Origin of the sequence: Nocardia sp. NPDC057272, assembly GCF_042668615.1 — a bacterium.
Lineage (GTDB): Bacteria > Actinomycetota > Actinomycetes > Mycobacteriales > Mycobacteriaceae > Nocardia.
In genome coordinates, this window is sequence record NZ_JBHUYK010000033.1 from 1 (window position 1) to 26300 (window position 26300).

At 67.7% G+C, this 26300-nt stretch carries 28 protein-coding genes and 1 pseudogene; 16 read left to right on the plus strand and 13 right to left on the minus strand.

The genetic code is table 11. The features are described from left to right. Window positions 1-282 precede the first annotated feature (282 nt). Window positions 283-774: a hypothetical protein gene (locus ACFULV_RS30355; RefSeq protein WP_378662638.1), complete on the plus strand. Its 492-nt coding sequence runs from the start codon at window positions 283-285 to the stop codon at window positions 772-774. Window positions 775-840: 66 nt separating this feature from the next. Here ACFULV_RS30355 and pabB read toward each other — a convergent pair whose 3' ends face one another. Beyond that, complete coding sequence (pabB, locus tag ACFULV_RS30360) at window positions 841-2901, minus strand: aminodeoxychorismate synthase component I (protein ID WP_378662640.1); 2061 nt, start codon at window positions 2899-2901, stop codon at window positions 841-843. A 70-nt stretch (window positions 2902-2971) separates the two neighbouring features. Here pabB and ACFULV_RS30365 point away from each other — a divergent pair, with 70 nt between their 5' ends. The 3 genes from ACFULV_RS30365 to ACFULV_RS30375 all read left to right on the plus strand — a co-directional run bounded on the left by ACFULV_RS30365 (window position 2972) and on the right by ACFULV_RS30375 (window position 5866). Next, window positions 2972-4036, plus strand: coding sequence for a phosphotransferase family protein (locus ACFULV_RS30365; RefSeq protein WP_378662752.1), 1065 nt, complete (start codon window positions 2972-2974; stop codon window positions 4034-4036). A 70-nt stretch (window positions 4037-4106) separates the two neighbouring features. Next, window positions 4107-4631 carry a DinB family protein gene (locus tag ACFULV_RS30370; protein ID WP_378662643.1) on the plus strand — a complete coding sequence of 175 codons (525 nt, stop codon included), beginning with the start codon at window positions 4107-4109 and terminating at the stop codon, window positions 4629-4631. Window positions 4632-4735: 104 nt separating this feature from the next. Next, complete coding sequence (locus ACFULV_RS30375; RefSeq protein WP_378639020.1) at window positions 4736-5866, plus strand: NDMA-dependent alcohol dehydrogenase; 1131 nt, start codon at window positions 4736-4738, stop codon at window positions 5864-5866. Here ACFULV_RS30375 and ACFULV_RS30380 read toward each other — a convergent pair whose 3' ends face one another. Together ACFULV_RS30380 and aztA are read right to left on the minus strand one after the other, a co-directional pair. Then, a complete protein-coding gene (locus tag ACFULV_RS30380) occupies window positions 5867-6223 on the minus strand; it encodes an iron chaperone (RefSeq protein ID WP_378662645.1) in 357 nt (118 codons plus the stop codon). It abuts the gene before it with no gap. 10 nt (window positions 6224-6233) lie between these two features. Further along, window positions 6234-6911 carry a zinc ABC transporter ATP-binding protein AztA gene (gene aztA / locus ACFULV_RS30385; RefSeq protein WP_378662648.1) on the minus strand — a complete coding sequence of 226 codons (678 nt, stop codon included), beginning with the start codon at window positions 6909-6911 and terminating at the stop codon, window positions 6234-6236. Here aztA and aztB point away from each other — a divergent pair. The 3 genes from aztB to aztD all read left to right on the plus strand — a co-directional run bounded on the left by aztB (window position 6903) and on the right by aztD (window position 11274). Continuing rightward, complete coding sequence (gene aztB, locus ACFULV_RS30390) at window positions 6903-9062, plus strand: zinc ABC transporter permease AztB (RefSeq protein ID WP_378662651.1); 2160 nt, start codon at window positions 6903-6905, stop codon at window positions 9060-9062. The two genes, aztA and aztB, sit on opposite strands and share 9 nt — an antisense overlap. A 152-nt stretch (window positions 9063-9214) precedes the next feature. Then, window positions 9215-10087: a zinc ABC transporter substrate-binding protein AztC gene (gene aztC / locus ACFULV_RS30395; protein WP_378662755.1), complete on the plus strand. Its 873-nt coding sequence runs from the start codon at window positions 9215-9217 to the stop codon at window positions 10085-10087. 26 nt (window positions 10088-10113) lie between these two features. Then, window positions 10114-11274: a zinc metallochaperone AztD gene (gene aztD / locus ACFULV_RS30400; RefSeq protein WP_378662654.1), complete on the plus strand. Its 1161-nt coding sequence runs from the start codon at window positions 10114-10116 to the stop codon at window positions 11272-11274. A 77-nt stretch (window positions 11275-11351) separates the two neighbouring features. Here the strand turns inward: aztD and ACFULV_RS30405 are convergent, their stop codons facing one another. Then, complete coding sequence (locus tag ACFULV_RS30405; RefSeq protein ID WP_378662656.1) at window positions 11352-12548, minus strand: serine hydrolase domain-containing protein; 1197 nt, start codon at window positions 12546-12548, stop codon at window positions 11352-11354. A 39-nt stretch (window positions 12549-12587) separates the two neighbouring features. Here ACFULV_RS30405 and ACFULV_RS30410 point away from each other — a divergent pair, with 39 nt between their 5' ends. Together ACFULV_RS30410 and ACFULV_RS30415 are read left to right on the plus strand one after the other, a co-directional pair. Further along, window positions 12588-13403 (plus strand): serine hydrolase domain-containing protein, encoded by an 816-nt coding sequence (locus tag ACFULV_RS30410; RefSeq protein ID WP_378662659.1) that lies wholly within the window; start codon window positions 12588-12590, stop codon window positions 13401-13403. 103 nt (window positions 13404-13506) lie between these two features. After that, complete coding sequence (locus ACFULV_RS30415) at window positions 13507-14043, plus strand: DUF3145 domain-containing protein (RefSeq protein ID WP_378639037.1); 537 nt, start codon at window positions 13507-13509, stop codon at window positions 14041-14043. On the opposite strand, the gene ACFULV_RS30420 is transcribed toward ACFULV_RS30415, so the two are convergent. Together ACFULV_RS30420 and ACFULV_RS30425 are read right to left on the minus strand one after the other, a co-directional pair. After that, window positions 14015-14719: a hypothetical protein gene (locus ACFULV_RS30420; RefSeq protein ID WP_378662662.1), complete on the minus strand. Its 705-nt coding sequence runs from the start codon at window positions 14717-14719 to the stop codon at window positions 14015-14017. The genes ACFULV_RS30415 and ACFULV_RS30420 overlap by 29 nt on opposite strands. 34 nt (window positions 14720-14753) lie before the next feature. After that, on the minus strand, window positions 14754-15125 hold the full coding sequence (locus ACFULV_RS30425; protein WP_378662665.1) for a nitroreductase family deazaflavin-dependent oxidoreductase: 372 nt from the start codon (window positions 15123-15125) through the stop codon (window positions 14754-14756). Between the two features lie 94 nt (window positions 15126-15219). Here ACFULV_RS30425 and ACFULV_RS30430 point away from each other — a divergent pair, with 94 nt between their 5' ends. Both ACFULV_RS30430 and ACFULV_RS30435 read left to right on the plus strand, forming a co-directional pair. Continuing rightward, a complete protein-coding gene (locus ACFULV_RS30430) occupies window positions 15220-15873 on the plus strand; it encodes a TetR/AcrR family transcriptional regulator C-terminal domain-containing protein (protein ID WP_378662668.1) in 654 nt (217 codons plus the stop codon). Between the two features lie 74 nt (window positions 15874-15947). Next, complete coding sequence (locus ACFULV_RS30435) at window positions 15948-16358, plus strand: hypothetical protein (RefSeq protein WP_378639045.1); 411 nt, start codon at window positions 15948-15950, stop codon at window positions 16356-16358. Window positions 16359-16396: 38 nt separating this feature from the next. Here the strand turns inward: ACFULV_RS30435 and ACFULV_RS30440 are convergent, their stop codons facing one another. Then, window positions 16397-17287 (minus strand): ribonuclease Z, encoded by an 891-nt coding sequence (locus ACFULV_RS30440; protein ID WP_378662671.1) that lies wholly within the window; start codon window positions 17285-17287, stop codon window positions 16397-16399. Between the two features lie 153 nt (window positions 17288-17440). Between ACFULV_RS30440 and ACFULV_RS30445 the strand changes: the two genes are divergently transcribed. The 3 genes from ACFULV_RS30445 (at window position 17441) to ACFULV_RS30455 (ending at window position 19263) form a co-directional block, all read left to right on the plus strand. Then, entirely contained in the window at window positions 17441-18202 is a 762-nt protein-coding gene (locus tag ACFULV_RS30445; RefSeq protein ID WP_378662674.1) for a class I SAM-dependent methyltransferase, read from the plus strand. A gap of 232 nt (window positions 18203-18434) precedes the next feature. Next, complete coding sequence (locus tag ACFULV_RS30450) at window positions 18435-19001, plus strand: RNA polymerase sigma factor (protein ID WP_378662676.1); 567 nt, start codon at window positions 18435-18437, stop codon at window positions 18999-19001. Continuing rightward, a complete protein-coding gene (locus ACFULV_RS30455; RefSeq protein WP_378662679.1) occupies window positions 18991-19263 on the plus strand; it encodes a hypothetical protein in 273 nt (90 codons plus the stop codon). Before ACFULV_RS30450 ends, ACFULV_RS30455 begins: the two co-directional genes overlap by 11 nt. 51 nt (window positions 19264-19314) lie before the next feature. On the opposite strand, the gene ACFULV_RS30460 is transcribed toward ACFULV_RS30455, so the two are convergent. Beyond that, entirely contained in the window at window positions 19315-19959 is a 645-nt protein-coding gene (locus tag ACFULV_RS30460) for a GNAT family N-acetyltransferase (protein ID WP_378662682.1), read from the minus strand. A gap of 213 nt (window positions 19960-20172) precedes the next feature. Between ACFULV_RS30460 and ACFULV_RS30465 the strand changes: the two are divergent. Next, a pseudogene (locus tag ACFULV_RS30465) lies at window positions 20173-21287 on the plus strand (serine hydrolase domain-containing protein). Between the two features lie 5 nt (window positions 21288-21292). Here ACFULV_RS30465 and ACFULV_RS30470 read toward each other — a convergent pair. From ACFULV_RS30470 to ACFULV_RS30490, 5 genes are all read right to left on the minus strand, one after another. After that, entirely contained in the window at window positions 21293-22621 is a 1329-nt protein-coding gene (locus ACFULV_RS30470; protein WP_378662685.1) for a hypothetical protein, read from the minus strand. Then, on the minus strand, window positions 22618-22995 hold the full coding sequence (locus ACFULV_RS30475) for a hypothetical protein (RefSeq protein ID WP_378639065.1): 378 nt from the start codon (window positions 22993-22995) through the stop codon (window positions 22618-22620). The genes ACFULV_RS30470 and ACFULV_RS30475 overlap by 4 nt, the downstream gene beginning before the upstream one ends. Further along, window positions 22992-23186, minus strand: a complete 195-nt coding sequence (locus ACFULV_RS30480) for a hypothetical protein (protein WP_378639068.1) — start codon at window positions 23184-23186, stop codon at window positions 22992-22994. Before ACFULV_RS30480 ends, ACFULV_RS30475 begins: the two co-directional genes overlap by 4 nt. Further along, window positions 23183-24955 (minus strand): hypothetical protein, encoded by a 1773-nt coding sequence (locus ACFULV_RS30485; protein ID WP_378662757.1) that lies wholly within the window; start codon window positions 24953-24955, stop codon window positions 23183-23185. The genes ACFULV_RS30480 and ACFULV_RS30485 overlap by 4 nt, the downstream gene beginning before the upstream one ends. 208 nt (window positions 24956-25163) lie before the next feature. Beyond that, window positions 25164-25505 (minus strand): winged helix-turn-helix transcriptional regulator, encoded by a 342-nt coding sequence (locus tag ACFULV_RS30490; RefSeq protein ID WP_378639071.1) that lies wholly within the window; start codon window positions 25503-25505, stop codon window positions 25164-25166. Between the two features lie 133 nt (window positions 25506-25638). Here ACFULV_RS30490 and ACFULV_RS30495 point away from each other — a divergent pair, with 133 nt between their 5' ends. Beyond that, window positions 25639-26292 carry an FMN-dependent NADH-azoreductase gene (locus tag ACFULV_RS30495; RefSeq protein ID WP_378662687.1) on the plus strand — a complete coding sequence of 218 codons (654 nt, stop codon included), beginning with the start codon at window positions 25639-25641 and terminating at the stop codon, window positions 26290-26292. The last annotated feature ends 8 nt before the right edge of the window (window positions 26293-26300 follow it).

Consider the following 26300-nt stretch of genomic DNA (forward strand, 5'->3'; position numbering starts at 1 on the left):
CCGCGGAATCGCTCCTTCGTCGCATCTCCGCGGCGCCTAACCGGCGGCCCGGCCGCGGACCGGCCACTTCGTGGCCGTCCCTACCTAGGGGTCGGGAGTGCGGTGGGTGGGTTGGGTGGGTTGTTGAAGAGGGGGATCGGCTGGGTGGACTGTGGTCGGGGGTGAGGGCGGTCTGCGGGTTCGGGGTGGTGCAGCAGTTAGGCGGCGGAGTTCTGGCGTGACACGAGGCGGTGCGGGGTGTGCTTCCCTGCGTCTGTGGCGTCCTTGGGGCACAGTGGTGTTATGACGAACCCGAGGAGACGGGGGCGCGCGGAGGAGCCTGCTCCGGCGCAGGCGCGGAAGGTGCCGGGGGCGGAGTTGCTGTCGGCGGCTCAGGCGGCGGTGGGGGCGGCGCAGACTGCGGCGGGGCAGGCTATCGATGCCGCTCAGCAGACAGCGGGGTACGCCTTCGATGCGGCGGTTCGGTTGCCGCCCGCGTCGGCGCAGCTGGCCGCGCAGTTGCCGGATCTGGTGGAGAACCTGTCGATCGCGGTCGATCGGCTCAACAGCACGATCGATCGGCTCGATCGGACGTTGGCGCTGGCTGATCCGGTGTTCGCCACCTATGACCGGTTGTTGCCACGGCTCGAGGCGATGATCTCCCTGGGTGAGGACGTGTTCGGCGCGGTGGCGAAGCTGCCCGGTGTCGGGTTGCTCGGGCGGATCACGGGGCGTGGGGGCGAGGAACCCGCACCGGAACCGGAGCCGGACAAACGCGGCCGTCGGCGACGCTGATTCCTCGAACGCCGTCCGATCCGGCCGCGACGTGGCCCGACCGGTATTGCTGCGTGGGCGTCGAACTCACATCCCGGGAGTCAGAGCCCGGAATGTCGCCGCCGCCTTGAGCACCATCTCCGCGTACTCGTCCTCGGGATCGGAATCGAGGACGATCGCGCCGCCCGCGCCGATCCGCCACTCGTCGTCGTAGCGGACTGCCGTGCGGATGACGATGTTGAGGTCGGCGGTGCCGTTCAGGCCGAGGAAACCGATGGTGCCCGAATAGATGCCGCGCGCTTGGGTTTCCAGTTCGTCGAGGATCTCCATGGTCCGCAGCTTCGGCGCGCCGGTCATCGAACCGCCGGGGAAGCAGGCGCGCAGACAGTCGATCACCCCGGCGCCGGGAAGCAGCGTGCCACGCACGGTCGACACCAATTGGTGCAGGGTGGAATAGGTTTCGGTGTCCATCAGCTTCGGGACGTGCACCGAACCCACGTCACAGACGCGGCCGAGGTCGTTGCGCAACAGGTCGACGATCATCAGGTTCTCGGCCCGGGTCTTCGGGTCGTCGGCCAGCGCGCGACGCAGGCGCTCGTCCTCGTCGGCGGTCCGTCCGCGCGGGGCGGTGCCTTTGATCGGTTTGCTCTCGACCACCCGATCCCGGTCGATCTTCAGGAACCGTTCCGGCGAGGAACACGCCACATCCAGACCGTCGAAGCGGAGGTAGGCGGCGTACGGTGCCGGATTGCAGCGACGCAGTCGCCGGTAGAAGGCGAATCCGTCCTCGGGCGCTGCGGCGACGGCGACCGCGTCGGTCAGGCAGATCTCGTAGGACTCGCCCGCGTGCAGCCGGTCCTGACACACCGCGATATCCGCGAGATAGCGGTCGCGGCCACGCACCAGATGCGCCTGTACGGCGTCGGGATCGGCGGGCACGGGCAGGTCGGCGGGATTGGCCCAGGTGGGGAGATCGTCGAGGGACTCGGAAGACTCGCGCAGCCACTGCTCGGCGTCGCTGGCGGTGGCGGGTTCGCACAGGGCGAGCAGGTGAGTTCGCCCGGCCTCGTGGTCGACGACGACCAGCCGGTCGGCGAAGATCCACTGGGCATCGGGGGTGGGGGAGCGGTGCGCGATGTTCGCACCGCAGTCGGCCTTCACCTCGTAACCGAGATAGCCGACGTAGCCGCCCGCGAAATCGAAAGGCAACGGCGGGGTATCGCAGTGCCGCGCCCGGAGTTCGCGATCGAGATAGTCCAGGACCGTGCCCGCGACGGTACGGGTGCCCATGACGTCCGTCACGGTGACGCGGGCGTCGCCGACCCGATAGCCGACGATTTCGGCATGCGGCCCGCGCGCGTCGCCGAGGAACGAGAACCGGTCCAGGCCGGGTTCGACGTGCTCACTGTCGAGCCAGAACGCGCTCGGAGCGTCGGCACACCGGCGCAGGAAGATCGCTTCGGTATCGATCGCGCGTTCGATCACCTTGTGCCGCAGGCTGAATGAGCGTTCATGGGAAACGGGCGCCACGACCGCGGGTCCGCGCACGACCACCGGTGCGGCTACCCGTGTGCGCGCCTTGGTGAGATCGGCGAAGTTGCGCAGCAGCGCGGCGCCGAATTCACTCGACACCGACTCGGGGTGGAACTGCACACCCCACTGCGGCCGCTCGCGATGGCGCACCCCCATGATCACCCCATCGCTGGTCGACGCGGTCACCTCGAGCGACGCGGGCAGCGGCTCCCGCGCCGCGAGCGAGTGGTAGCGCACCACGGTGAAGCCCTGCGGCAGACCGGCGAACAGATCCCGATCGTCGTGGGTCACCTGGTCGAGGAAACCGTGCCTGGCCTGTGGCGCGCGCTCCACCGTTCCGCCCGCGCCGAGCACGATCCCCTGATGGCCTAGGCACACGCCCAGCAGCGGCAGATCGGTCTGCGCGATCAGCGCTGTCGACACCCCCATGTCGCGGGCGCGGTCCGGGCGGCCGGGTCCGGGCGAGATCACCACATTGTCGAACTGGTCGAGGTCGAGGGAGCCGTCGGCCTCGTCGTTGCGCACGACGGTCGGCTCGCTCCCGTTGACCTCGCTGATCAGCTGATAGAGGTTGTAGGTGAACGAGTCGTAGTTGTCGATCAAGAGCGTGCGCATCGTGGCAGAAACATTACGCCGGGCGTGCGCGTGCGCATTCCCGCGCAGCCCCCGCCGAACTCCGGGCACAATGTGCGGCATGGCTGTTTCTCAACCTGTCGATGTTGACCCGGCGATCGCCGATTTCGCGGCGATCGGACGGTGGATGGACGAACAGGGCTTGCCCGGGACGGAATTCGACGCGGTCACCGCTCTCGGCGGCGGCACGCAGAATGTGATGCTGCGCTTCACCCGGGGCGGGCGTGAGTACGTGCTGCGGCGCGGGCCCAAGCATCTGCGCGCCAAGAGCAATGAGGTGATCGGCCGGGAATCACGGCTGCTGCGCGCGATCGCCGACACCGAGGTGCGTTCGCCCCGGGTGATCGCGGCCTGCGACGACGAATCGGTGATCGGCGCGGTGTTCTATCTGATGGAGCCCATCCGCGGCTTCAACCCACAGACGGAACTGCCCGAATTGCACGCTGGTGATCCCGAGGTCCGGCGCCAGATGGGTCTGTCCGCGGTCGAGGCCATCGCCCGGCTCGGCTCCCTCGACTATCAGGCGCTCGGCCTCGACGACTACGGCCGTCCCGCGGGTTTCCTCGAGCGGCAGGTCCCGCGCTGGCTGCGCGAACTCGACTCCTACAACGCCAACGAGGGCTACCCCGGCCCGCAGATCCCCGGTGTCGAGCGGATCGGCGACTGGCTCGAGCGGCACCGGCCTGCGGACTGGCTGCCCGGCATCATGCACGGCGACTGTCACCTGGCGAACATGATGTTCGACTACGACGGCCCCGAGGTGGCGGCGATGGTCGACTGGGAGATGTCGACGATCGGCGATCCGCTGCTCGACCTGGGCTGGCAGCTGGCGACCCGGCCCGAGCCCGGCACCGTCGGGGCGGGTCTGATGGGCACCCTCGGCACCGTCGGCGGTCTGCCGACCGAGGCGGAGATGATCGAGCACTACGGCAAGTTCTCCGACCGCGATCTCAGTGCCGTCACCTGGTACACCGTGCTGGCCTGCTTCAAGCTGGGCATCGTCCTCGAGGGCACCTACGCGCGGGCGTTCGCGGGCAAGGCGCCGAAACCGGTCGGCGACTTCCTGCACGCGGTGACGCTGGAACTCTTCGAGCAGGCGACTCAGCTCGCCGAATGATGCCGTATCTCGCCGATAGTTGGCTGGATATTGATGGAGCATAAAAAGAGGACAATTTAGGCTGACTTCCATGATCGTCCCCGACACCAAGAATTGGACCTGGGTCCTCGAACGCGCCTGCTCGGAGTGCGGATTCGATGCCGAGGCCACCGCGTACTCGGCCGTCCCCGAGCTCGTGCTCGACAGCGCCGCCAGGATCGGCACGGCGCTCGAACGTGACGATGCGCGAGTGCGTCCCGACGAGCTGACCTGGTCGGCCCTCGAGTACGGCGCTCATGTACGCGATGTGTGCCGGATCTTCGACACCAGGCTCGCGCTGATGCTCGACGGTGACGGGGTCGAGGCGCCGCGGTTCGAGAACTGGGATCAGGACGCGACCGCCGTCGCCGATCGCTACGACCAGCAGGATCCCGCCGTGGTCGCCCGGGAGCTGGCGCTCGCCGCCGATCGTGTGGCTGCCGCGTTCGGTGCGGTGCCCGCCGATCGGCTCGATCTGCGGGGCGCGCGCAGCGACGGTTCGCTGTTCACGGTCACCTCGCTGGGCCGGTACTTCTTGCACGACGTCGTGCACCACGTCCATGACGTGCGCGGATAGAAATCTCTCGAATATTTTCTAGAACGTGTTTCAGAAACCGGTGATTTGTGGCTAGGGTGAGTGCAGTCACAACGAGGCACGAGCTTGGCGAGAGGTCTACCGGCATGAAGACGAAGGGCGCGATCCTGTGGGGCACCGACCAGGAATGGTCGGTCGAGGAGATCGAGGTCGGCGACCCCGTCGCCGGTGAAGTGCAGATCCGGATGGAAACGGCGGGCATGTGCCACTCCGACCATCACATCGTCACCGGCGCGACGCCGATGCCGTCCTACCCGGTGATGGGTGGGCACGAGGGCGCGGGTGTGATCACCAAGCTCGGCCCGAACTGTCCGGCCGACCTGGCCGTGGGTGACCACGTCATCCTGTCGTTCATCCCCGCCTGCGGCCGCTGTCCCTCGTGCGTCGCCGGCAACATGGCGCTGTGCGACCTCGGCGCGGGACTGCTGATGGGGCAGGCCATTTCGGACGGAACGTACCGCATCCAGGCGCGTGGCGAGAATGTCATCCCGATGTGCCTGCTCGGCACGTTCTCCCCGTACATGACGGTGCACCACACGTCCGTTGTGAAGATCGATCCCACCATCCCGTTCGAGGTGGCTTGCCTCGTCGGCTGCGGCGTGCCGACCGGCTTCGGATCCTCGACCCATGTGGCACAGGTGCAGCCGGGTGAGACCGTGGTGATCGCGGGTATCGGTGGCGTCGGCATGAGCGCGCTGCAAGGGGCCGTGCTCTCCGGCGCGTCGAAGGTCATCGCCATCGACCCGAATCCGTGGAAGCGCGAACAGGCGCAGAAGTTCGGCGCCACCCACACCTACGAGAGCATGGCCGCCGCGATCATGCCGATGATCGAGGCCACCGAGGGGCGGATGGCCGAGAAGGTCATCCTCACCATGGGTGAGATGCATGGCGACTACGTCGAAGAGGGCCTGATCCTCACCGGCAAGGCGGGCACTCTGGTCGTCACCTCGATGGGGCGCATGGACGCCGGCGACGTCAAGATGAACAGCTTCCTGCTGTCGATGTTGCAGAAGACGGTGAAGGGCACGATCTTCGGTGGCGGCAACGCCCGTCAGGACGCGCCGCGCCTGCTCTCGCTCTACAAGGCGGGCCAGCTCAATCTCGACGACATGGTCACGCGCAGCTACTCGCTCGAAGAGATCAACCAGGGCTACCAGGACATGCTGGACGGCAAGAACATCCGCGGCATCATCCGCTTCACCGAAGCCGACTGGTAGTCAGCTCTTGCCCGCCCGCTCGGCGAGGCGGACCGCGACCTGGGCGATCAGGTCGTACGGAATCGGTTCGCCGAGTGGGAATTTCAAGGTGCCACGGCCCGAGTTGTAGGGCTCGACGGCTTTCTCGAACGCCTCGTCCCCCTCGGGGACGGGGTACACGCTCACGTGGGACTTCCAGCCCGCGAAGAAGATGAACACCCGGCCGTCGATGGTGGCGGCCGGGATGGCGTAGCTGATCTTCTCGCCCGTGTCGGGCACCGCGCGGTGGATCGTTTCGCGGATCCGCTGCAGGACAGCGCGCTCTGACACCGGTTGGGCCGCCAGATAGGCGTCGACGGAGTCGGGTTTCTCGGTCATGTCCTCGACTCTAGGCTCTGACCAGCACTTTCTCCGGATGACCCGCGGCCTTCAGCCGCCCGTCCCGCAGCAGCAGGCAGTGGTCTGCCCGGCTCGCCTCGTCCAGGTCGTGGGTGGCCTGGACGACAGTCACACCGGCCGCGCTGATCTGCGCCAGGACCCGGGAGATCTCGGCCTGAGACGCCTCGTCCAAGCCCGCCGCCGGCTCGTCCAGCAGCAGTAGATCGGACTCCTGCGCCAAAGCCTGTGCGAGCAGCGTGCGTTGGCGTTGACCGCCCGAGAGGGTGTCGAGCCGCCGGGTCGCCAGATCGGTGAGCTCCATTCGTTCCAGGCAGGTGCGCGCGATCTCGCGATCCGCACGGGTCAGTCGCCGCCACGGTCCGCGGTGCGCCCAGCGCCCCATCGCGACCACTTCTCGCACCGTGATCGGCAGAGTCTGCGGAATCGCCGTGTGCTGCACCACGAAGGCGGGTCGCCGGGTGGTGGTGCGGTGCACCGTCCCATCCTGCGCGGTCACGGTGCCGGCGAGAACGCCGAGCAGGGTCGATTTTCCCGAGCCGTTGGGTCCGACGATCGCGGTCACCTGCCCGCGCGGGATCGTGGCCGTCACCTCGTGGAGTACGGGCCGCCGGGCGTAACCGGCGGTCAGCCGCTCGATCCGGATTGCTGCGTCATCTGTGTGCTGCATCTCACCTCAATTGAAACGATAATCATTTTCAGTATATCGTCTCGCGCTATGGATTGGCTGTTCGCCCCGTTCGAGGTGGCTTTCGTGCAACGCGCGCTGTGGGGTGGGCTGCTCGTGTCGTGCGTGTGCGCCCTCGCCGGGACCTGGGTGGTGGTGCGCGGCATGGCATTTCTCGGCGACGCGATGGCGCACGGGATGCTGCCCGGCGTCGCGGTCGCGGCGTTGCTCGGCGGGAACCTGATGATCGGCGCCGCGATCAGTTGCACCGCCATGGCCGCCGGGGTGTCGGTGCTGAGTCGTGGCAAGCGGTTCGCGCCGGATACCGCGATCGGCCTGTTGTTCGTCGGGATGCTCGCGACCGGGGTGATCATCGTGTCGCGGTCGCAGTCCTTCGCGGTGGATCTGACCGGGTTCCTGTTCGGTGATGTGCTGGCCGTGCGCGCCGTCGACCTGTGGTATCTCGTTGCGGCCCTTGTCGTCGCGCTGGTGGTGGCGGTGCTCGGGCATCGCGCGTTCGTGGCGCTCACCTTCGATGCACGCAAGGCGCACACCCTCGGGCTGCGTCCGAAGCTGGCGCACGCGGCGCTGGTGGGTTTGGTGACCCTGGCGATCGTGGCGTCGTTTCACGTCGTGGGGACGCTGCTGGTCTTCGGATTGCTGATCGCGCCGCCCGCCGCCGCGGTGTTCTGGTCGAACCGGGTGCCGGTGGTGATGGCGGTTGCCGCGTTGATCGGTGGGCAGTCCACCGTGGGGGGCCTGGTCATTTCGTGGCACGCGGGAACCGCTGCGGGGGCCACCATCGCGGCGGTGGCCGTCGGCTCGTTCTTCGTGTCCGCGCTCATTTCCGCGGTGCGGGAACGGGTCGGCCGGGTGGGCGTGGTCGCGCTCGCCGCTGTGCCGTTGGTGGGCTGCGGGGCAACAGAGGTGCCGGTCGTCGAGGAGACGGCGCCGCACGGGTTCGTCGCGGGCGCGGAGGAGATGAGCGAGGCACAGACACGCGTGGTTGTCGCCGACGAGGCCGGGGCTGTGCGGGTGATCGATCTGTTGAGCGGGGAGGTCACGGCCGTTGACGCCGGCTCAGCGGAAAGTGGTCGAGCGCAGCCGCATTCGAGCGCGCCGGGTGGCACCGCGCCGTCGCCGAACAGTGGCGACCAGAAGGTGTCGACCGTTGGAGCGGTGGGGGACGGGCGTTTCGCGTACCTGAGTTCAGGTGCGTCGATCCAGGTCGTGGACAGCGGGGCGTGGACCGTCGACCACGGCGACCACCGGCACTTCTACAAAGCCCCTGTCCGGGAGATCGGGGTGATCGCCGCGGCCGACAGTGCTGCGGATACGGGGCCCGGCGCCGGGAGCGTTTCTCCCGCACCGGAAGGCGGCCGCGGGGTCGTCGGTGCGTACAGCGATGCTGCCGTCGCGTCGGTGGTGCTGGACTCCGGCGCGTCGATCTTGTTCGACCGTCCGGCGCTGGACGGCGGTGTCGCCCAGACGCAACGCCGAATCGAGGGCATCGCGGTGCCGTATGCCGAGCGGATCGTGGTGGCTGACAGTTCGGGTCGAGTCGAGGTGCGCGGGCGTGACGGCGCGGCGGGGCAAGTGCAGGCTCCCCCGTGTCCGCAGCCGAAAGGGCAGGCCGTGACCAGGCGCGGAGTTGTTGTCGGCTGTGCCGACGGCGCGCTCGTGGTGGCCCAGCGCGAGGGCGAGATCGTCGCCGAGAAGATTCCCTATCCGGCGCAGACCTCGGACCGGGCGAGCGCCTTCACCCACCGCCCCGGCAGCACCACACTGACCGCGCTCGCGGGTCGCGACGGTGTGTGGACCCTCGACATCAGGAAGAAGAACTGGACTCGAACCGCGATCTCCGACGCGGTCGCGGTGAACACCGCCGGTGAGGGATCGCCGCTGCTGGTGCTCACCCGCGATGGTGTGCTGCACGGCATCGATCCCGTAACCGGCGCGGAGACGACGCGTACCGCGCTTATCGCCGGACCCGTCGAAGGAGATCCGGTGATCAGTGTCGACCCGGAGCGCGCCTACATCAACGACTCTCGGGCGCGCACCGTCCACGAGATCGCCTACAACGACAATCTTCGCGTCGCGCGCACGTTCTCGCTGGACATCGCGCCCTCGCTGATGGTGGAGACCGGCCTGTGAAGCGCGCGCACATCTCTCACGTTCTCCCCTCGAGCCGACGGCGGGCAGCTGCCGTGACGTCGATACCGTCGCGCCGCTACGACATTGGTCGAATCACAGGGACGATCCGCCGCGCAGTCCCGCTCCTGTTCGCGGCTGCCCTGCTCGTGCCGCTGGTGAGTGCGTGCAGCAGCGGGGCCGAGCGGTCCGGGATCGTGGTGACCACCAATATCCTCGGCGATCTGACCCGGGCCGTTGTCGGTGACACGGTGCCGGTGACAGTGCTGATGCAGGCGGGCGCCGATCCGCATTCGTTCGGTATATCCGCACGTCAAGCAGCCGAGATCGAGCGGGCTGCGCTGGTGGTGCACAACGGGCTCGGGCTCGAGGAAGGCGTGGCCCGGCATGTGGGGGCTGCCACCAGTGCCGGGGTTCCCACCCTCGCCGTGGCCGAGCGGGTGGATCCGATCACCTACGCCTCCGATGAGTCGGCGGGACAACCTGATCCGCACTTCTGGACCGATCCGCGCCGGGTGCGCACGGCCGTCGAGGCGATCAGTACCGAGGTGCTCGCCCGGGTCGACGGCATCGACGCCGACGCGGTGCGGGCGAACACGCGGCGCTACCTCGGCGAGGTCGACGAGCTGGACCGGTGGATGACCGATCGGTTCGCCGCCGTCCCGGCCGAGCGCAGGCAGCTGGTGACCGACCATCACGTCTTCGGTTATCTCGCACAGCGATTCGGATTCCGGGTGATCGGCGCGGTGATCCCCAGCGGCACCACCCTGGCCTCGCCGAGCGCCTCCGATCTCGACGACCTCGCGACTGCGATCAGGACCGCGGGTGTGAGTGCGATCTTCGCCGACTCCGCACAGCCCGATCGGCTGTCGCGCGTCCTGGCCGAACACACCGGACTACAGGTGCAGGTGATCGCCCTGCACACCGAGTCGCTCACCGCACCCGGTGACGGCGCGGCCACCTATCTGGAGATGGCTCGCGCCAACACCGAGGCCATCGCCCGTGGTCTATCCGGGCCGAGCACGTAATTCACGCACAAGAGATGGAGCACTACATGAACAGGTCACGGACCACCACCATGGTGGCCATGTCCGCGGCACTCGCCTCGGCGATGGCGCTGAGCGGCTGCGGCACAGAGGATTCCGGTCACGACCACCCGCACACGCCGGGCGCCGAACCGATCGCCCTCACCTACGACGGCGGCATCTACGTCCTCGACGGCGCGTCACTGGCCCAGCGGGGCGAGGTGAAGATCGACGGCTACAACCGGCTCAACCCGGTCGGGGACGACGACCATCTGATGGTGTCGACCAAGGACGGCTTCCGCGTCTTCGACGCCTACGACGCCGCGTTCACCGGAACCCAGTTCCCCGCCGCCAAGCCGGGCCATGTCGTCCGGCACGCGGGCAAGACGGTGCTGTTCGCCGACGGCTCCGGTGAGGTCACCGTGCTCGATACCGCGCAGGTCGACAGCGGCAAGCCGACGGAGGTCTACCAGGCCGCCGCTCCGCACCACGGTGTCGCGATCGAGTTGAGCAATGGGAACATGGTGCTCACCCTCGGCACCGAGGACAAGCGGGTCGGCGTCGTCGCGCTCGACAAGGACCGCAAGGAGCTCACCCGCAACGAGGACTGCCCCGGCGTGCACGGTGAAGCGGCGGCTCAGGGCGAGGCGGTCGTGATCGGCTGCCAGACCGGCGCCGTCGTCTACCGCGACGGCAAGATCACCAAGGTCACCAGCCCGACCGCTTACGGGCGGATCGGCAACATGTCCGGCAGCGACGCGTCGCCGATCGTGCTCGGTGACTACAAGCAGGACAAAGATGCCGAACTCGAACGCCCGCAGCAGATTTCGCTGGTGAACACCGTCGACGGCACGCTGCGGCTGGTCGACATCGGCACCAGCTACACCTTCCGTTCGCTGGCTCGCGGCCCGCAGGGTGAGGCGCTGGTGCTGGGCACCGACGGCAAGATCCACGTCATCGACCCCGTCGCGGGCGCGGTGGTTCGCACCATTCCGGTGATCGGCAGCTGGCAGGAGCCGCTCGACTGGCAGGTCGCCCGCCCGAACCTGTTCGTTCGCGACGGCGTCGCCTACGTGAGCGACCCCGCGTCCAAGCAGGTGCACCGTGTCGACCTGGCCGCCGGAAACATCACCGCCAGCGCGACTCTGGCAGCCACGCCGAACGAGCTGACCGGCGTTACCGCGCACTGATCGAGGTCACCACGCTCGCCCGTGTTCGTCTCACGGAACACCGGCGAGCGTGGTGCTCGTCAGTTCGGATCGCTGACTCAGGCGGCGCACCGCACGACGACCTCGCGCAGGTTACGGCTGCGCACATCGTCGAGAATCGCCATACCGAGACGGTTCATGCTGTAGCCGAAGCCCACTCCGGTTGCCGGGTCGGCGAATCCGAAGGAGCCACCCAAACCGGTGGTGCCGTACGCGCGTTTGTCCGAGCCGAAGCGGAACGTGCCGCGCGACTTGCGGAAACCGAGGTGGTAGCGGCTCTTGGTGTGCAGCACCAGGTCTTCGGCGGGCACATCGTCGGCGGTGTCGGCGGCGGCCAGCAGGTCGAGAACGTCCTCGCTGATCGGCAGCACGCCGGTGCGGCCCGCGGCGGCGCCGTAGACCTGCGCCAGCGCGCGGGCATTGCCGACGCCGTTCATGCCGGGCCATTCGATTTCCAGGAACTCCCGTCGCGCGGCGCGGGCGGGGGCGCCAGGGCGCGGATTCGTCAGCGCGGCGTAGGAGTGTCCGCGCTTGGCATAGACCTCACCGCCGATGCGCAGCGGCAGATCACGCCGCTCGTAGCGCCAGATGTCCCAGCCCTTGGTCGCCGAGAGCTGGGCGACCCGGTCCATCGACTCGGTCTCGGGCAGTCCGATGAACAGATCGGCGCCGACCTGGCCCGCGATCTCCTCGGCGAAGAACCGCCCGAGACTGCGGCCCGCCGGATCCACCCGCCGCAGCAATTCGCTCTGATACAGGCCCAGTGTGAGTGCGTGATAACCGTGCCGGGTGCCCGGCTCCCAGGCCGGCTTCTGCGCGGCCAGCAACTCGCCGAGGGCGTCGCGGTCGACCAGTTCGCGCAGTTTCACGATCCGGTCCAGTCCCGACAGCCCGGCCTGATGGTCGATGAGCTGACGCACCGTGATGCGCTCTTTGCCGTGCGCGGCGAACTCCGGCCAGTACTTCGCCACCGGCGCCTCGTAGTCGAGCAGCCCCCGCGACACCGCCGTCGCGAGGGTGAACGCCGACATTCCCTTCGACGAGGAGAACACCGGCACGATCGTGTCGCGCTCCCAGGCCACCTCGCGCTGTCGGTCGCGATGGCCCGCCCACAGGTCGACCAGTGGCTGGTCACCGGAGTAGACGGCGACGGCGGCGCCGATCTCGCCGTGATCGGTGAAGTTGCGGCGGAAGGCGTCGGCGACGGGGCCGAAACCGGCCGCCACGTCGCCGTGGATCGATGGTGCGGGACTCATGGTGTCCACGATCGTAGCCGCGTCTCGTACGCTGCCGATATGCGATCGTTGCAGCAGGTTCAGCACTGGCCGGTCGAGAACGCCGCCGCCGCCGTGGTCACGGCCGGCAGTGTGTCGAGCATCGGCGACACCGAGCGGGTGTTCCGGCTCGCCTCGGTCACCAAACCGCTCGTCGCCTACGCCACCCTCGTGGCGCTCGAGGAAGGCGCGGTCGAACTCGACCAACCGGCGGGTCCGCCCGGTTCTACCGTGCGGCATCTGCTGGCCCACACCTCGGGCGTCGCGTTCGCCACTCCCGAAGTTCTCGCCGCACCCGGGGCGCGGCGCATCTACTCGAGCGCGGGCTTCGAACTGCTCGCCGATTTCCTCACCGACGTGACCGGGATCGAATTTCCGCTGTATCTGCGCGAGGCGGTTTTCGAGCCGCTCGGTATGCGCACGGCGGTCCTCGACGGTTCCGCCGGCCATGCGTGCAGAGCCTCCCTCGCCGACCTCACGCTATTCGCCGCCGAGTTGCTGACACCTCAATTGATATCCCGGCAAACCTTGGACGACGCGACCTCGGTGCAATTCCCCGACCGCAACGGCGTCCTCCCCGGATTCGGCTCCCAGCGCCCCAACGACTGGGGATTGGGATTCGAAATCCGCGACGGGAAAACCCCGCACTGGACGGGGGCAACCAATTCCGCCCGCACCTACGGGCACTTCGGCCAGTCCGGCACGTTCCTCTGGGTCGACCCGGAAATCGAAGTGGCGACAATCGCGCTGAGCGACGAGAATTTCGGTGACTGGGCCAGAGCGGCGTGGCCGAAATTCAGCGATTCCGTTATCGCAGAGACACATAACACGCAGTAAAGTAACACGCGCAACACCGCACACTTCAGTACACTCGTGCCACGCCAGACCACGACGGGCCGTTGGGGAAGACGTTCCTTGTCGAGGCTGGAGGTGTTGGTAAGTGCGCGCATCGAGTCAGTTCGCTGACGCGACGGCGGGTGTGGTCTACATCCACTCATCGCCCGCCGCGTTGTGCCCTCACGTGGAATGGGCGCTGTCCACCGCGCTGTCGTCCCCCGCGAAATTGCGCTGGAACACCCAACCGGCCGACGGGCAACTCCGCGCCAGCAGCGACTGGATAGGCCCCGTCGGCACCGCGGCCCGGATAGCCCAATCATTGCGCACCTGGCCTGTTCTCCGCTTCGAAGTCACCGAGGACCCCAGCGAAGGCGTCGACGGCGAACGCTACAGCTTCGTCCCCACCCTCGGCCTCTGGCACGGATCCACCGGTGCCAACGGTGACGTGATGCTGGGCGAAATGCGATTACGCGCCCTACTCCAAGCCGCCAAAGAACTGGACGTCCACGGAACCTTCGACCTCTCCACCGAACTCGACCGAGCACTGGGCGCACCCTGGGACGAGGATCTCGAGGCATTCCGTCAGGGAACCGACAACGTCGGCGCGGAAGTCACCTGGCTGCGACGGGATGTGGGCTGACACCCGATCCGTGCGCCGCGGCGTCCATCGTGACCGGCCTGTTGAGGTAAAGCGCGTGGGCTGTGCCCAGGATTGCACACAGCGCGAGAATCGCCGCGGTTGCCGATAGGGCACGCCGAATGCGGTGTTCGCTGGTGGGGGCTCGATACTGGATCAGGGCCGGAACGACGGCGGCCGCCGCCGCAGCGAGAAGTGTGTAGGCGGCCGACCACTGTCCGACCGACAGTTCCAGCGCCATCCAGACGAAATGCGATACCTGGGCTGTGGGGACATCGTTGAGCCAGTGCACTGTCCACGTGGTCGAGACGACGCCACCGAGCGCGGCCAGCGGCCACAGCGCCAGAGCGCCAACGATACCGAGCACACCGCATTTCGCGAGGAACCGGGACTGTTCGCTGGTGCCGGTGCGCACGAAGGCCGTCGCGGGCAGTCCGATCCCGAGAGCCACACCGGCACCGATCGCCACCGGGACCGCAATCAGCCACACGTAGACGGCAGCTGTGACCGCGGACGACAGCACACCGGACCCGGACTCCCGCACCGCGAGCAGCGCACTCACGGCACCCCCGCCCACCGAAATCGCGAGCACGGCCACGATCGTTGTCGCGATCGTTGTCGCGATCGCCCAGGCCACAGCTCGTCCTCGGATGGTTGTCGGTCGTGCTGAATCAGTCACGCCACCACTGTATTCAGCTGGGGATGTGGCGAGGTCAGTCGGCGAGGTCCATGCGGAGGAACTCGGTGATGCGGAGGAGTTTCGGGGGGCGGGGGATTTCCGGGGGGAGCGCCTGGAACGCTTCGTCTCTGCCGACGACGCGGGGTGCGGTGAGGGCTACCTCCCGGCCGTCCTTGCGGAGCTGCGCGGTACCGGCGGCCAGGATGTTCTGCACCCAGTCCGCGGCTGATCCGTAGACGAGGACGAACAGGTAGCCACCGTCGACGGGGTGGGCGTCGAGTGGGGTGCGATAGGTCTTTCCCGAGGAGCGGCCGGTGTGGGTGAGGACCGGCCATTTTCCGCCTGCGACAGCGCGTGGGTTGAAGACGCGTTTGTTGATGTGGCCCCACCAAATCGGCATAGGCATGGGGTGCTCCCTTGTTCGGGCCGGTGTGAACTTACACCTGTAAGGCTGACTTACGGTTGTAAGCTTGTCAACACTTCGTCACCGAGGAGGTCCCATGCCCGTACGACAACCGCTCAGCCGCGATCGTGTGCTGGAGGCCGCGATTCGGGTCGCCGATCGTGGGGGAGTGGAGGCCATCACGATGCGGCGGGTGGCGCAGGAGCTCGGCGTGGAGGCGATGTCTCTCTACAACCACGTACCGAACAAGGACGCGATGCTCGACGGGGTCGTCGACGCGGTGTTCGCGGCGATCGAGTTGCCGAAGGCGGGCAGTGCGCAGTGGCGGGATGCGATCCGGGGCACGGCCTGTTCGGCGCGTTCGGTTCTGGCGCGACACAGCTGGGCGCTCGGGCTGATGGATTCCCGCCGCAATCCCGGATCGGCGACGCTGCGTCATCACGATGCTGTTCTCGGAGTTCTTCGCGAGGCCGGGTTCTCGCTGCCGATGGCCGCGCACGCGGTCTCGCTGATCGACAGCTACGTCGGCGGGTTCGTCCTGCAGGAGGCGAACCTGCCCGTGTCCGTGCCTGCCGACGTCGAGGAAGTCGCGGGCGGTATTCTCGCGAACCTTCCGGCAGACGAGTTGCCCTATCTCACCGAGATGATCGTCGACCACGCACTGCAACCGGGGTACGACTACTCGAGCGAGTTCGGTTTCGGTCTGGACCTGATCCTGGATGCGCTCGAGGCACGCCGGGTTTCGCGCTGAGGCGCCAGCCCCCGATTACTGGGGCAGCGCTGTCCTTGTGTCGAAATCCGTTGTGGTGCAGCATCAAACATGTGATGAACAGACGAATTTCTGGAGCCATCCTTGCCGCGTCAGCCGCGGTTGTCGCCTTCGGTCCCGGCGCGCCCGCGGGCGCGGCGACCCCGTTCGTAGCGCCCGAGATCACCTTCGCCGGTACCGCGGCGGGCACCGTCACCGCCACCCTGCGCAACCCCAACGACCGGGGGCAGTGCTGGGCCGAAGCGGGCGTCGGTCCCGAGAACAACCACGTGTTCTTCGGTGACAGCGCCCCGGAATCACTGGCCGACCCCGGCAAGACGGTCGTGACCTCGCTCGACGGCCTCGAGCCCGGCACCACGATCACCGCCCGCGGTGGCTGCGTCAACGGCGCCGAGTTCGCGTTCTCCGAGTTGGTCACGGTCAACGTTCCGGCCGCGACGCCCTCGACCGGAAGCTTCGGCTTCTAGGTCCGCTGACAGCCGCGGCCGGTGTGCCGCGGCTGTCCTCAGCCGCCTGTGCGTCGCGGCGGGAGGGCGACACGGTCGAGATCGTGGGCGAGGACGGCGCCGGGGAAGTCCGCCTGCTCGATGAACAGGTGGTCCTCGCTTTCGGTGTAGCGCTCCGAGAAATGGGTCAGAACAAGGGTTTTCACGCCGCAGGAACGCGCGACCTCGCCCGCCTGACGCGCCGTGAGATGGCCGCGTTCGTGCGCCTGATCCGTCTCGGAGTCGAGGAAGGTGGACTCGATGATCAGCAGGTCGACGCCATCCGCGAGCTCGAAGACGTGGTCGCACAGGCGCGTATCCATGACGAAGGCGACCTTCTGGCCGGGCCTCGGCGCCGAGCATTCCTCCAGCAGTGGACCTGACAGCTCGCGGACCGCGGCGCCGGAAATGCCGTGCTCACGCAACTTCTCGGGCAGAAACGTCCGGCTGTCCGGTTCGGCGAGGCGATAGCCGTACGTGGGGATGCTGTGGGCGAGGGAAAGCGCGGTGAGGGTGAAACCGTTGCCCTGCAACGTTTCGCCGGGGCCGCTCACCGGGTGCTCGATCAGCGTGGGAGAGCCGTAGTAGCTCGTCGCGTACCGCAGCCGGTCCCAATACTCGGCATTCTCGCCGGGGTAGACGGCGTGCACGCCGTGGGGCACCCCATCGCGTCCCAGTCGCTGCACGATGCCTGGCACACCCAGCGAGTGGTCACCGTGAAAATGGGTGATACACAACCAATTCAGTTCGGTCGCGGAGGCGCCCGCGTGCGCCATCTGACGCTGCGTGCCCTCGCCGGGATCGAACAGCACGCCCTGCCCGTCCCAGCGCAGTAGGTAGCCGTTGTGGTTGCGACGGCGGGTGGGCACAGCTCCGGCTGTGCCGAGGACGACGAGTTCTCGTGTCGACATCGACCCATCCTGGCGGGTCGCCGTGTCGGTGTCACGTCGATTCGACCGTCGGACGCGATGAGCGGGTACGCGGACGAAGGTGATGGTGAGATGGACCGAGTGCGTGCCGCCCGCCGAGGCCCGCACCGATCACACAGCTTCCGGAGGACAACGATGGATCTGTTCGACTACGACGCCGAACTACGTCTGCACCAGGCACACTTCTTCGCGACAGCGAAGGTCGGCACCGGTGATCGCGTGCTCGACATCGGGTGTGGCACAGGGCAGACCACGCGGGAGGCGGCTCGCGCGGCCGTCGACGGGAGTGCGGTGGGGGTCGACATCTCGGAGATGATGCTCGAACAGGCCCGTCGCATCAGCGCCGACGAAGGGCCGTCGAATGTCAGTTTCGAGCTGGCCGATGCGCAGGACAATACCTTCCCGCCCGCCGCTTTCGACCTCTGCATCAGCAGGTTCGGTGTGATGTTCTTCGCCGATCCGGTCGCCGCTTTCACCAACATCGCGCGCGCACTACGTCCGGGCGGTCGTCTCGCGTGGCTGGTCTGGCAAAGCCACGACCGCAACGAATGGGCGACGGTGTTCAGCGACGTCCTCGCCGCGTCGATCGCCACACCCGGCCGCGGACCGTTCTCGCTGGCCGACCCGACCGTGACCGAACCCATGCTGACGACAGCGGGTTTCACCGACATCGACTTCACCGAGCTCGACGAGCCCGTCTACTACGGTCCCGACTGCGCGGCCGCCTACGACAACCTCCTCCGCCTGACAGGGTTCACCGCCTTCCTCACCGCGCTCGAGCCCACCAAAGCCGACCGAGCCCGCGCACGGCTGCGTGAAATTCTGGCCGACCACGAGACCGAAACCGGTGTGTATTTCGACTCACGCTCTTGGCTCATCACCGCTCGTCGCCCTTGACGGGCTTCGAGGTGCCTGTATGCGTGATTCGAACGATATCGAGGTGCGCGGCGGTTGCCGACGAGTTTCGGGACGGGTGAATCCTTTCGGGTCGCCGGTGCCTCTTATGTGTGTCGCGACGGACGTCGGGACAGGACACGGAGGTTTGTTGTGGTCGTCGGTATCGGTGTTGTGGTCGGTCTGGTGTTGCTCTGCACGTGCATGGTGGTCGTGAAGCGCAAACGAGCTGGGCGTGGGTGAGTCGCGGTGGCCCGATGAGCGATTGATCGCCGCCGCACAGGGTGGTGATGTGGATTCGATCGCGGCGCTGGTGTCGGGTTCGCATCCGCATATCCAGCGGTTCGCCCATTCCTTGTGTGCCACACCGGAAGACGCCGAGGACGCGGCGCAGGAGGCGCTGATCATCCTGTATCGCAAGATCGGGATGTTGCGGGCCTCCGGTGCGCTGGCGTCGTGGATGTTCCGGATCGTTCGCAACGAGTGCCTGCGGCGGGCACGGACGGGTCTGTCGGGACGAATCCTCGTGCAGGACAACATCTCGGCTGCCTCGGCCGAGGACGAAGTACTGCGACGTCTGGAGGCGGGCCGGGTGGCGGCCGCGGTCGCCGACCTGCCCGCCGACCAGCGCAGCGTGCTGATCATGCGCGATATCCAGGGCTACAGCGGGCGGATGGTCGCCGATGCGCTCGGGCTCAGTACGGCGGCGATGAAGTCACGGCTGCACCGGGCGCGGGCGACAGTTCAACAAGCGCTACGGGCCACGCCTGACGAGGCTCCTGGAGGAAATGATGAGCGATGATTTCGCGAGCAAGTCCATGTTCGAGCACCTGGTGCGCGGCGGGGTGGGGTTCGGCGCCCTCATCGGGTCGGTGGCGCTGATCCCGGTGGTCGGGCCGCTCAGCTTGTTGCTGCTGCCCGTGGGTTTGGTCGCGCTGCGCGGGTGTCCGACGTGCTGGGCGATCGGACTGGTGCAGACCATCTCCAGGGGGCGGCTACAGCGCTCCTGTGACGGCGGCCAGTGCACGCTGAGGGTCAGTGACAGCCATCGAGTCCCTTCCTAGAAGCTGACGGCTTCGAGCGGTCGACAATCCGGCTGACCGCTCGAAGGCAGCTCACGCCGCGCCGAGCAAGGGCAGACACGGAGTGAGCCCGTCGATCCCGACGGTTGTCCGCTGCAGGCTCTCCCATTTCGCGCGCGAGAGACGTACTCGGCGCTGGACGGTGGCCTTCCCGCGCACAGTGAGGCGCCGGATCCCGTCCTGCTCGTAGCCGAGCTTCTCGGAGACTCGCAACGATGGCGAGTTGCCGGCGAAGGCGCCGGACGTCGCGTCGGTGGCTGCGAGCCCAGCGAAGGCCAGGTGGAGGACCGCTGCGCGCATTTCGGTGCCGATACCTCGCCCTTGGTGTCGAAGACCGATCCAGGAGCCGGTGTCGACCTCACGCAAAGTCGCGTAATCGCGGGCGGCGATCGCCTGCTGTCCGACGACTCGGCCGTGCTCGAACACCGCGAGGTTCAGCGTCCAGTTGTCGGGGGACCAGTTGCCGAGTTGGAGCCAGTGATGTTGAACCACCGAGCGTGCTCGTTCGCGGGGAGGGAGGTCTGTCCACGGGACAGCGAACGGCATGCGGTCAGGGTCGTGGACGCCTTCCGCCGCGAGATCGGCCAGCTCGGCGAGCTCCGCGTCTGCGGGCAGGCGGAGTTCCAGGCGGGGTGTGGACAGTCGCAGTCCGAGCAGCGGCCAGTGGTCGATGAGCACGAGTCATTCTGCCCGGCGGACCAGACCCGGCTCATCTCATTTTCGCGAAGGCGAATGTCGCAGCGCCGCAGCGCAAGCGAGTGGGTCGATGGTCGTCAGGACCCGACGGGGCGACGGCGTGATCTCCGGGTGTGGTCCAGGGTTGTTCCGGATGTGTCAGCGGTGCGGGATTCCTAGGGTCGGATCATGCGCAGATTCTCGATCGTTGCCGCGATGGCGGTTGTCGTCTCCTTGGTGGGGTGTGCGAATCCGGAGGACGGTCCCGAGGTCTCGCCCACCGAGAACCGCGCGGAATCGTCCGACCGGGTGCAGCGGGTGCGCGACGACATCGACGCGGCAGTGGCCTCGGGGGTGTCGGGGGTGATCGCGACGCTCACCGAGAACGGCAAGACCACCACGTTGGCGGCCGGTGTCGGCGATCAGGCCACCGGGGTGCCGATTCCGGTCGAGCCGCCGCAGCGGGTTCGGGTGGGCAGCGTGTCGAAGTCCTTTGTCGCGGCGATCGTGCTGCAACTCGTGACCGAGGGGCGAATACAGCTCGACGAGCCGATCGATACCTACCTGCCCGGCTCGATCGTCGGTGACGGCGTCGACGGACGGGCCATCACGGTGCGTCAGATCCTGCAGCACCGCAGCGGATTACCGGAGTTCGCCGACGCACCGGAGATCGACGAATACCGCGCCGCTCTCGACCTCCGGACGTTCACACCCGCCGAACAGCTCGCCATCGCCCTGCGGCGGCCGGCGAAGTTCGCACCGGGTGCCCGCTTCACCTACACGAACACGAACTACCTGGTTGCCGCGATGCTCGTCGAGCGGATCACCGGACGCTCCTATACGGATGTCTTGCAGGACAGGATCATTCGCCCATGGGCCTGGCCGATACCTATCTGCCCGCCACCGGCGAGCACGATATCCGCGGTCCGCACCCGCACGGCTACGCGCCGATCGACGGTACTCGCACGGACGTCACCCGGATCGAACCCTCGGTGCCGTGGGCGGCAGGCGCACTGGTCTCCACCGGCGACGACCTGAACCGATACTTCCTCGACCTGGTGGCGGGAAAGGTGGTGGCGGAACCGGAACTACAGCAGCTGCTGGCCACCTTGCCGACCGGCGTGGACAGCATGCCCGAATACGGTCTCGGCGTGATGTCGGCCGAACTGTCCTGCGGCACACGCTATATCGGGCACACCGGCGGAATCACCGGATACGCCACCTTCTCCGGCGCCACCACCGACGGGCGGGCCGCCACGATCGTCTGGACCGAGCCTCCCAGCGAACAGCCGGACATGATGGCCATCCTGACCCGCGCCCTGTGCCCCTGACACCGCTAACCCCCGAACAGCAGATACAGCCCGGTGAACGTGAAGCCGACCATGGTCAGCATCAATGCCAGCTGGCCGGTCAGCCGGTGACGCGGCGGGAGAAGCACTAGACAGCGGTCGTGGGCGGCGGCGACACCGAGGACGTGGCCGATCAGGACCGCGAGCACCTTGCAGGTGGCGAGCACACTCGGAGGACTCGACAGCACGTAGGCGACCTCGCGATCGGCCAGGCCCGCGATGTTCCATCCACGGTCGAGCGGGTCCGCGAACAGCAGTACTGTCGCCTGCCCCTTCTCGAGGAGGAACGTGAGGTAATGGGCGATCAGATAGCCCGCCACGATCGGGGTGAGACTGAGTGCCAGCCGCCGCGGCAGCAGCGCCCGATCGGCGTGGGAGAGGCCGCCGGTGGCGCGCGCGGCGACGGAGAACAGTCCGCCCACCACCCCGATGAAGATCAGCAGTCCGGCCGTGCGCACCAGCGTCGCGTCGACGACCGGGGCCAGGTCGTCGACCAGTTCGCGCCACCGCGGAAAAGTCGAGAAGCTGTCGAAGGCGGTGGACCCGAGCAGCGTCGCCGCGACCGCGACAGATCCGGCGAGTCCGGGAGTCCCCGCGAGATTGTTCAGCGGCATCCGCAACACCGGCTGCCCCGCGCGGTCGCGGCCGTAGGCGCTCAGGTGTGCCAGCAGCGTGCTGTACACCTCGAGCGGATCGGCCCGCTCTGCCCAGACGGTGCCGAACAGCGTGAGACCGATCGTGGTCACGACCAGATAGCCGAGCAGCCAGGTCAGCACCGAGCTCACCGACCCCGGTGCGCGCCAGGCCAATTCCAGCCACACGAAGGAGAACAGGCCCGCAGCGGCCGGGAGATAGCCCCACCCCTCGCGATAGCGGAGAAGTCCCTGCTCCGGCGCGCGTCGCAGCAGTACGCAGCCGAATCGATGGATCGCCCTGACCGGGGATACGACCCTCCAGACCGGTCCGATCAGCAGGGACGCCACCATCACCCCGACCCAGACGCCGATGTAGAGCACTCCCGGCACCGGATTCAGGGCCGGATCCGAGGAGCCGAACACCGCGATGACGAGCACGCAGACGGTGACCACCACGCTCGCCACGGCGATGACCGTCCGCGTCGCGCGGGCGTCGATCATCCGGCGAACCGGCGTGGGCAGCGGAAATCCCGGTGAGTCGGGGTCGAGCCGGGGTCGACGCCAGGCGAGGAACAGCAGCGCGAACGAGAAGGTGAGCGCCCACGCCGCGCCGATCAACGCGTAGGTGAGCGGAATCGGCAGGTCAGCGGCACCGTTGAGGCCATGGGCGAGGAGGTTCACTGCCGGACCAGCAGCGTCGTCACCGTCCGTCCGAGGTGGTGCAGTTCGATCTCCACCCGGCCCGGCACCGTCACGGTGAAGTCGAACTGCTGGCCGGAGGCCGCGGCGACCGGAAAGGTGTGCGCGGGGGCCGAGTGGACATGCAGTTCGTCGGTGGCGTCACTGTCGACCCGCAACTCGATGCGTTGCCCGACCGCGGCTTCGGTGCGCGTATTGGCCGGGGACACCGCGCCGTTCGCGATCCGGATGTCGATGGTGCGGGCCGTGCTCGCGGGCTCGTCGGCCGGCTCGGACTCCGCACCCGATGAGCAGCCCACCAGCAGCGAACCCGCGACGATCGTGACAAGGCCGTACCGGAGCCGACGATGTGTCACGGATTCTCCTCGGTGCGGTCGATCGGCGCGGATTGTGCTCGTGCGTCCTCGTTTTCGCGCTTCTCCGCGCGCCGGTCACGCATCGCGATGAACAGCACCAGGCCGACCAGTGCCACCGCGGGCAGGAAAGCCGGGATCGCCAGCAGGAGGGAGTGGTCGGCGAGGATGTCGACGTTCTCCTGGCGAATCATGGTCCGGCCGTCGCCTTCTGGTCCGGTGTGCTGCCCGCCGCCAGATAGCGGTCGTTGACGCGGGCCGCACCCCACGCCATCGCCGCGATCAAGGCCAGGCTGCACGCCAGCACCACCAGGCCCGCCAGACCGATCAGCCAGGACGGGTGATCGAAGGACCGCTCGCGCTGCAGGACCGAGATCTCCTCGACGAACGGCCGGGTGAAGCTCGCGGGCGCGGGCACCTCCGCGGCGCCGATGCCGCGATCGAGCGGCATGAAGATCGGGAGCGCGGATTGCATGCGCCCGTCCTGCAGGCGCAGCACCGTCTTCCAGGTGCCGTGCACGGGGACGGGCCGGGTGGAGACGAAGTGGCCGTCGGCGACGCGATGCAGCTTGTCCACGACGAGGCCGTGGCCAGGGCTGTCGTCGCCGGTACCGCCCTGCCAGGCCAGGATCTGCACCCACTCCGGATCGGAACCGATGAGATCGTCGGGGGAGAGCCGGATGTCGGCGGTGACCATCCGCCCACCCTGCTCGGGATCGGCGTCGGTCAGTGCGACGGTCGCCGTCGCGTTCTCCGGTACCCGGATGATCAGCCCGTTCGCGGTCGCCGCCGCCGCGATCACCACCGCGGCGACCACGAGTCCACGCCGCACCGCGGGTCTGGGCAGTGCCTCACCGCGCAAGACGGTGCCGAGCATCGCTCCGATCACACCGCCGGCCACACCGACGGGCACCGCCATCGCGAGCAGTTCCAGCCACATCCCACCGACCCAGGGGTTGACGAACATCCGCTCGATCCACAGCGATTCGAGCCAGATGCCGACCGTCGCCACACCGAGCCCGGTGAGCGCGCCCCACCAGAGCGGTCGGCGGATCAGCGGCAGGAGGGCGAGCAGTTCGACCACGATCGCGGCACCGAGATAGAGCGGGAACACATTGCGTGGTGCCTCGAATCCGGTGCCGACGAGGACCGCCACGATGTACCGCACGCAGAAGGCGAAGGCCACGAGCAGCAGCGTGCTGAGTGGTCCGAGCGTCAAACGCGCCGAGATCAGCGCGATCGTGGCGGCGAAGACGATCAACATCGGTTGCAGCACGAGCCGGAACTGTTCGACGCCGAAGTCGAACTCCACCTGGAACACCGACAGCCCGATCACCAGGCCGCCGAAAGCGAAGGCCTGGATCGCCCACAGCATCCGCCCGTCGGTGCGTTCGGGGTCGGGCCGGTTGTAGCGGCCCTCGAGTTCGAGCAGGAGCACGCCGATCAGCGACAGACCGGCGCCGCCGATGAGCATGAGGTGGGTGGGTCCCCAGAGCGTGACGTCCTGGCCGAACAGCCGGTGCCAGATGTCGTCGAGCGGGAAGCCGATCAGCGCGTACAGACCGGCACCGGCGATCAAGATGCCGCCCACGGGGGCGTACCAGTCGCGGGTGATCTTCACCGCGGCCCTGCCCGGCTTCTCGTCGAGCGGCAGGATGATCGCGAGCATGCCCGCCATGAAGAGGAAGAACAGGCCGACGAGGATGAAATAGTGCGCCGGGTTGGCCAGCGGCCCGTCGTCGCGGCCCTTGCCGACATGCAGGCTCACGTCCCAGATGAAGCCGAGAAACGCGGTCAGGATGGTCGCGAGGAACATCGCGATCGGCAGCGCCACCCAGCCGGGACGGTTCATGAGGCGGCCGCTGAAGTCGGCCAGCCGTTGCAGCCAGGTGATGCGTCGCGTCCGGTGCAGGTAGGCCACCCACAGCAGCACCGCACCGACCACCGCGGCAGCGCCGGTCATCAGCGCCACCTGATCGAGGGCAGCGCCACCGCCCTCGGTGCCCGGCGCGGCCAGGATCGTCGACGGATCGCTCAACACTGTGGCCACGGCAGTCCTCCGATATGTCGAAGCGCCCGGTCTGCGGGGTAACGAACAGTATCCCGAATTCCGCGCTACGCCGATACCCCGCGCGCACAGGTCGCGGGTCGGCGCTCAGCCGCGCGAGGTGCTACCCGGCCGGACGTAGCTGCTCACGGTACTGCTCGCCCCAGGTCTCCATCAGCAGAATGATCGGGACGAGACCGCGACCGAACTCGGTCAGCTCGTACTCGACCCGGGGCGGAACCTCCGGATACACGGTGCGGGTGAGTACGCCGTCGCGCTCGAGTTCGCGTAGCTGCGCGGTCAGCATTCGCTGGGTCACGTGCGCCATGGCTCGGCGCATCTCGTTGAACCGGGCCGTTCCCTCGCTCAGATGGAAGACGATCATGCCCTTCCATTTGCCGCCGATCACATCGAGGGTGACCTCGACCGGGCAGTCGAAATCGAGATCCTGCTTACGTCTCGCCATGCACATCCTCGTCTCACCGGCAAAGGTATGGAAAAGGGTACTGGGTAACAGAAATGTGCGTTCTTACGCGGATATTCCCTGTCGGGCAGGCTCGATCCAGCAAGCAGACCCGGTCCCGACAGGAGTTTCAGAGATGGCCCAGCTACTTCAGCTCGATGCCAGCCCGCGCCGATCGCGCTCCCACACCCGCACGCTGGTCGGGGAGTTCGTCGCGCGCTGGAGCGAGGGCAGGCCCGGTGACACGGTGATCCGCCGCGACCTCGGCCACGAACCGCCTCCGCACCTCACCGAGGACTGGATCGCCGCCGCTTTCACCCCGCCGGGGGAGCGCACCGCGTCGATGCGCGACACCCTGGCCTACAGCGACCAGCTGGTGGACGAGCTGTTCGCCTCCGACGTGCTGGTGCTCGGAGTGCCCATGTACAACTTCGGGGTACCGGCGATGCTGAAGGCCTACATCGACCAGATCGTCCGGGTCGGCCGCACCTTCTCCTTCGATCCCGAAGCCGCGGCTCCGTACACACCACTCACCTCCGGTAAGCGCGCCTTCGTCATCGTCGGCACCGGCGACGCCGGCTACGAGACGGGCGGTCCGCTGGCGAGCCTGAACCACGTGGAGCCGTACCTGCGCACGGCTCTGGGTTTCATCGGCATCGAGGAGGTCGAGTTCGTCTACACGGGAAACGACGAATTCGGCGGCGAGCGCCTACAGCGATCCCTCGAACGCGCCCGCAACCGGGTAGCCGACCTGACTCCTGAGCGCGAAGTCGTCGATATAGCGGGCTGAGCGCACCC